Here is a 255-nt window from a genome sequence, read left to right as displayed (position 1 = left end):
ACTTAACAAACCGCCTGCGTGCGCTTTACGCCCAGTAATTCCGATTAACGCTTGCACCCTCCGTATTACCGCGGCTGCTGGCACGGAGTTAGCCGGTGCTTCTTCTGCGAGTAACGTCAATCCAACAACGTATTAAGCTATTGGCCTTCCTCCTCGCTGAAAGTGCTTTACAACCCGAAGGCCTTCTTCACACACGCGGCATGGCTGCATCAGGCTTGCGCCCATTGTGCAATATTCCCCACTGCTGCCTCCCGT

At 54.5% G+C, this 255-nt stretch carries 1 rRNA gene; it reads right to left on the bottom strand.

The window, feature by feature from the left end:
* A 16S ribosomal RNA gene (locus AC2AXP_RS22795) occupies positions 1 to 255 on the bottom strand; the annotation flags it as partial.

This window comes from Serratia sp. Sp408 (assembly GCF_057180665.1).
The sequence above is the reverse complement of the archived record's forward strand: the minus strand, read 5'-3'. Positions and strand labels throughout refer to the sequence as shown.